The following is a 4384-nucleotide window of genomic DNA, read 5'->3' as shown; positions in this document are numbered from 1 at the left end:
TTGTTATGTGTCGCCCCGGGCACCAGCAGCAGGCGCTTGGGTTCCCGGGCGGCGTTGAACAATTGCTCACTGAAGCGTGGCGGCACGTAGCGGTCGGCGGCGCCATGGACAATCAGCAGCGGCATGTTGATCTCGCCGATCTTGTCGATGGAGTCGAACTTCTGCGACAGCAACCAGCGCACCGGCAGGGATGTATTCGCCATCGAGGTGGCGACATCGCCCAGGGAGGTGAACGTGGATTCGATCACCAGGCCGCGGACCTGGGCTTTGCCATCTTTCGCTGCCTGCTGACCGAGCTGCGCAGCGAGATCCACCGCGACGGCGCCGCCCAGGGAATGACCATAGATCAGCCGCAGGCTCGGGTCTGGTTGAAGCGCTGCGAGACGTTCCCAGGCGATGCGCGCATCTTCATAGACACTTGCTTCCGATGGCAGATCTCCCTGGCTTTTGCCAAAGCCCCGGTAGTCGATGGCCAGCACCGAATAGCCCAGCGCCCGCAACTGCTGGATACGAAACAACTGGCCGGTCAAATTCCAGCGCACACCATGCAAATACAGGATGGCCGGCGCGTTCTTGCGTTCGGCCGGCCACCACCAGCCGTGGATGTTTTCCCCGGCCGTGAAGCTTTTTGGCTTGAGGTCGAACTCCTGCACGCTGCTGGGCAGCCCACTGAACCAGCTCGCCGTCCCCGGCTCGATGCGAAAGACCAGTTCCCGCTCCTTATGCTGCAACACAGCACAGCCCACCGGCAGGCCGACCATCAATGCGCCCATGCACAGCCAGGCCAACCAGCGGCGTTTCAGGCCAGAAAGTAAGAGTGAAGACATCGATGCCATTCGCTACTGAAACCAAAGATGCCTTGTAGCAGATTCTCCGAAAACGGCGCAGGGATTTGTGACGGTCATTCGTCTGAAGCGCGCTTTTCGGCGCTGGAAAATCCCCAAACCCTGAGCCTTGTTCCCTATGCCTTCAGGGGAGGACACCCTCCCCACAATCAAGCCTCCATGGCAGAGGGGGCATTACGCATCCTCGAGCTGAACCAGCTCGAACGTCCGCTCAATGGTGCCATACCCCACCTTCGGCACCCCCGCCAGGCGCTGATGCAGCACCTGGGTCAACGAGCAGCCAGGAGCCAGGTAGGTGTCGCCGAAATCCCCATCCAGTTGCACTGGATGAACAATCACTTCCAGCAAACCATGGTCCGGTGCTGTGGCGTGCTGCAAGTCGGTTGGCGTGCAGACATAGTCGGCCGTGGCGCCGGATAAACGACGCAGGCGGCGGTTGAGTAAGGTCTTGAAGATGCGTTTGGGTATATTCAGGTTGGCTCCCAGGTTGCGCGCCAGGCGAATGGGCACATCTTGCCGCGCGGCGAAGCGCGCCACCAATGCTCCGATGGGCCAGATGTTATGTACGTGCTGATGGGAGTCGAGGTGGCTTGGGCGCACTCCGTGGTCCAGGCAACGTTGCCATTGCGCCTGCAGTTCGTCCTGTATTGCGGCGAGGTCCTTCGAGCCCAGATGCAGGCAATAGCGTGACAGGCTGAAGCTGAACTGGCCGTCCGCATCGCAAAACGCCGGGCGCGACTTTATGGCCTGGCTCAGCGGCTGCCCATGGCTGAGATTGAAATGCAGCCCGATGCGCCCTTTGAGCCGGGGCAGTCGGGCCAGTACACACGCCTGTTCGAAGCCCGGCGTATTGGCCATGATGGTGGCGGAACTGATCAGCCCTGCTTCGAAGGCTCGAACGATTGTCGCGTTTTCGCTGAAGCACAACCCGAAGTCGTCAGCGTTGATGATCACTTGGCGGGGCATGTGAGATCTCCTGTTCCTTGGGGATAGAGGGTGAATCTGTCGCCGTGGTTTTTTGGGGCGGGTGTTTGGGAAGCCAGGGTTTAAGACTTTTCCAGAGTCGCAAGGCGAGCCCGAGAAGCAGGCCATCGGGTTGCCAGGAATAAAAACTCCAACGCCAGTGCTCCAGTTGTCCGGTCATGCGTTCGTGCAATTGATGGCTGGAGTTATCGAGACTGACCCGTGACGCATCGATCCATCGCCAGTTTTCGTCCAGCCCCCAGCGAATCCACTCTTCGAGCAATACCCGGCCGCTGCCCAGGTCGGCGTGCTGCGGCAGGAACGCCAGGTTGTAGTCATACAATCGGCCTTGGTCCAGCAGGCCGAGGCGATAACTGATGCATTCACCGTTCAGCTCCAGCATCACCACCCGCACCTGGCCTTGGGCGGCGAGGGCGGTGAAGGCATGGTTCATCCATTGCCGGCGCCTGGGGTCGGCGAAAATGCCGACACCTTCCTCACCCTTCCAACTGGCGGCCTCGACGTCGGCCAGGGCTCGCAACAGCTGTCCGATGCTGATGGCGTCCGGCGTCACTCGGCGGATTTCGGCACCGCAAGCGGCGATCCGTTTGCGCGCCCGCCGCAGCTTGTAGCGTGGATCGCCAGAGACTTCCCGATGATCACTGTCGCTGATCAAGTGCACCGGAACCCGGCAACTGAGCCGCCGCTCCCCGGTGGAACTCAGTGCCATCCAGGCGCTCAGGACGCTTTGCTCGCCGACCGGCTCCACCACTTCATTGAGTTGCAACATCGCGTGGGGCACCTGCTGACGGATCTGCATCAGCGCCTGGCCCATGCCTTCGGCATCCAGGCGCACCAGCAGGGCGATGCGGTCGGCCAAGGGGTAACCCAAGTGATGCAACACCCGGAACCGCAGTCCGCCGATACGCTCACGTCCCGAAACCAGGGGCAGGCATAGCGACAGATTCTGGTCCTGCCAGCCCAATAACACATGCAATTGCTGATCAGGCAACAGGGCAAATTCCGCCGCTTGCAGCCAGGCCAGGGTGTTGAACGGTGTTGCGTCGGCCACCTGGGTTCGCAGCTGTTCATAAGCTGATACAGGAAAGTCCTCCGCGCCCAGGGAGCGACACCATTGGAACCGGATGGTCATGTACGTCAGGCCGCCGCAGTGGATGGAACCGGCTTGGCCGGTTTACGGAAAGAGTCCAGGACCGAGCCGGTGTAGAACGTGTCACGGAAGAACCGCCAGCGGCCGAACAAGCAATGCATATGGGTGATCTGGCCGCGCTCCTGATAGTCCATGCGCAGGTGCAACTTGACGGCTGGAATGTTGCTCAGCTCGAAGACGTCGACCACTTTGTTGCAACCTTGCTCGGCCATGGCTTTCCACAGATCCAGCTGCATATCCACCGATAGCTGGGTCCCCCAGTAAGTGCGGTACAACTCACCGCCGAACTCGAAGAACTCGCCCGGTTTGACCGGGAACCAGCAGCGAAAGAAATGGCGGTCGAAATAGTCCCGTGTACTGCCCCAGATGAAAGCGACAGTGTCGCCCTTGTCGTTCAGGTACATGAGCCCGGTGTGGCCTTCGGCAGCCAGTTCGCGCATGGTCTCGATGCGGTCGCCAAAGTACGTGGCGAAGGCATCGGCATTGCTGGTGGTGATGCGTTCACGGCGCAACGGCGTATAGGGCCTGAGGTTATTGGGCGGTATCGGGCTGACCAGATCGCGCTCCATCCACACCAGTTGTTCGTGGAAGTACACGTAGTGTCTGCACAGCTGATTTAGAACAGTGCGCAGCCCTTTTTTCCGAATGCGATCACGCAATTTTTGCAGAACGTTCATGGTGCCTCCTGGCGAGGGGCGGTTTGGGGAAAGACCCCATCGCGAGCTTGCTCGCGATGGGGGGTTAGAGCGCCATGGACATCAGGCCGGTGCAGTCGATGCAAGCGGCGGGGCCGGTTTACGAAAGGCGTCCAGTGCCGAGCCGCGGTAGAACGTGTCGCGGAAAAACCGCCAGCGACCGAACAGGCGATACACGTGGGTGATCTTGCCGCGTTCCTGGAAGCCCATGCGCAGGTGCATCTTGATCGCCGGGGTGTTTTGCAAATCGCAGACATCGACCATTGTGTTGCAGCCGCTGTCCACCATGATTTTCCACATTTCCAACTGCATGTCCGCCGACATACTGGAACCCCAGTAGGCGCGGATCATCTCCCCACCGAACTGAAAGTACTCACCCGGCTTGATCGGGAAGTTGCAGCGATAGAAATGGCGGTCGAAATAGTCTCGTGTGCTGGCCCAGGCGAAACCCACGGTGTCGCCCTGAGCATCCAGGTACATCAAACCTGTGTAGCCTTCGGCTGCCAGCTCGCGCATGGTTTCGACGCGGTCGCCGAAGTGCCGGGCAAAAGCATCGGCATTGCTGACCGTGATGAACTCCAGGCGCATCGGTGGGTAGGGCTTGAGGTTATGCGGGGGGAGTGGGGTTCGCACATCGTGCTCCAGCCACACCAGTCGGGTGTGGAAAAACACGTAGCGCCTGAACAGCTGTTTGAGAACGGCGCGCAGGC

5 protein-coding genes are annotated in these 4384 nt (G+C 60.4%); all 5 read right to left on the bottom strand.

What is annotated here, in order from left to right; all coding sequences use genetic code 11:
- On the bottom strand, positions 1–827 hold an 827-nt coding region (locus tag J4E53_RS29955; RefSeq protein WP_207268275.1), incomplete at its 3' end, for an alpha/beta hydrolase.
- Positions 828–1019: 192 nt separating this feature from the next.
- Positions 1020–1811 carry a carbohydrate deacetylase gene (locus J4E53_RS29950; protein ID WP_060738231.1) on the bottom strand — a complete coding sequence of 264 codons (792 nt, stop codon included), beginning with the start codon at positions 1809–1811 and terminating at the stop codon, positions 1020–1022.
- Positions 1783–2961 carry a GNAT family N-acetyltransferase gene (locus J4E53_RS29945; RefSeq protein WP_060738230.1) on the bottom strand — a complete coding sequence of 393 codons (1179 nt, stop codon included), beginning with the start codon at positions 2959–2961 and terminating at the stop codon, positions 1783–1785. The genes J4E53_RS29950 and J4E53_RS29945 overlap by 29 nt, the downstream gene beginning before the upstream one ends.
- A 5-nt stretch (positions 2962–2966) precedes the next feature.
- Entirely contained in the window at positions 2967–3656 is a 690-nt protein-coding gene (locus J4E53_RS29940; protein ID WP_103311363.1) for an N-acetyltransferase, read from the bottom strand.
- An 81-nt stretch (positions 3657–3737) separates the two neighbouring features.
- Complete coding sequence (locus J4E53_RS29935; protein ID WP_207268274.1) at positions 3738–4382, bottom strand: GNAT family N-acetyltransferase; 645 nt, start codon at positions 4380–4382, stop codon at positions 3738–3740.
- Positions 4383–4384: the final 2 nt, after the last annotated feature.

This window comes from Pseudomonas sp. FW305-28, from assembly GCF_017351395.1.
GTDB lineage: Bacteria > Pseudomonadota > Gammaproteobacteria > Pseudomonadales > Pseudomonadaceae > Aquipseudomonas > Aquipseudomonas fluorescens_AA.
The sequence above is the reverse complement of the archived record's forward strand: the minus strand, read 5'-3'. Positions and strand labels throughout refer to the sequence as shown.

What these genes read in the sequence shown, in the direction of transcription:
- J4E53_RS29945 (WP_060738230.1), bottom strand. Translation starts at nt 2,961, where the DNA reads ATGACCATCCGGTTCCAATGGTGTCGCTCCCTGGGCGCGGAGGACTTT.
- J4E53_RS29950 (WP_060738231.1), bottom strand. Translation starts at nt 1,811, where the DNA reads ATGCCCCGCCAAGTGATCATCAACGCTGACGACTTCGGGTTGTGCTTC.
- J4E53_RS29940 (WP_103311363.1), bottom strand. Translation starts at nt 3,656, where the DNA reads ATGAACGTTCTGCAAAAATTGCGTGATCGCATTCGGAAAAAAGGGCTG.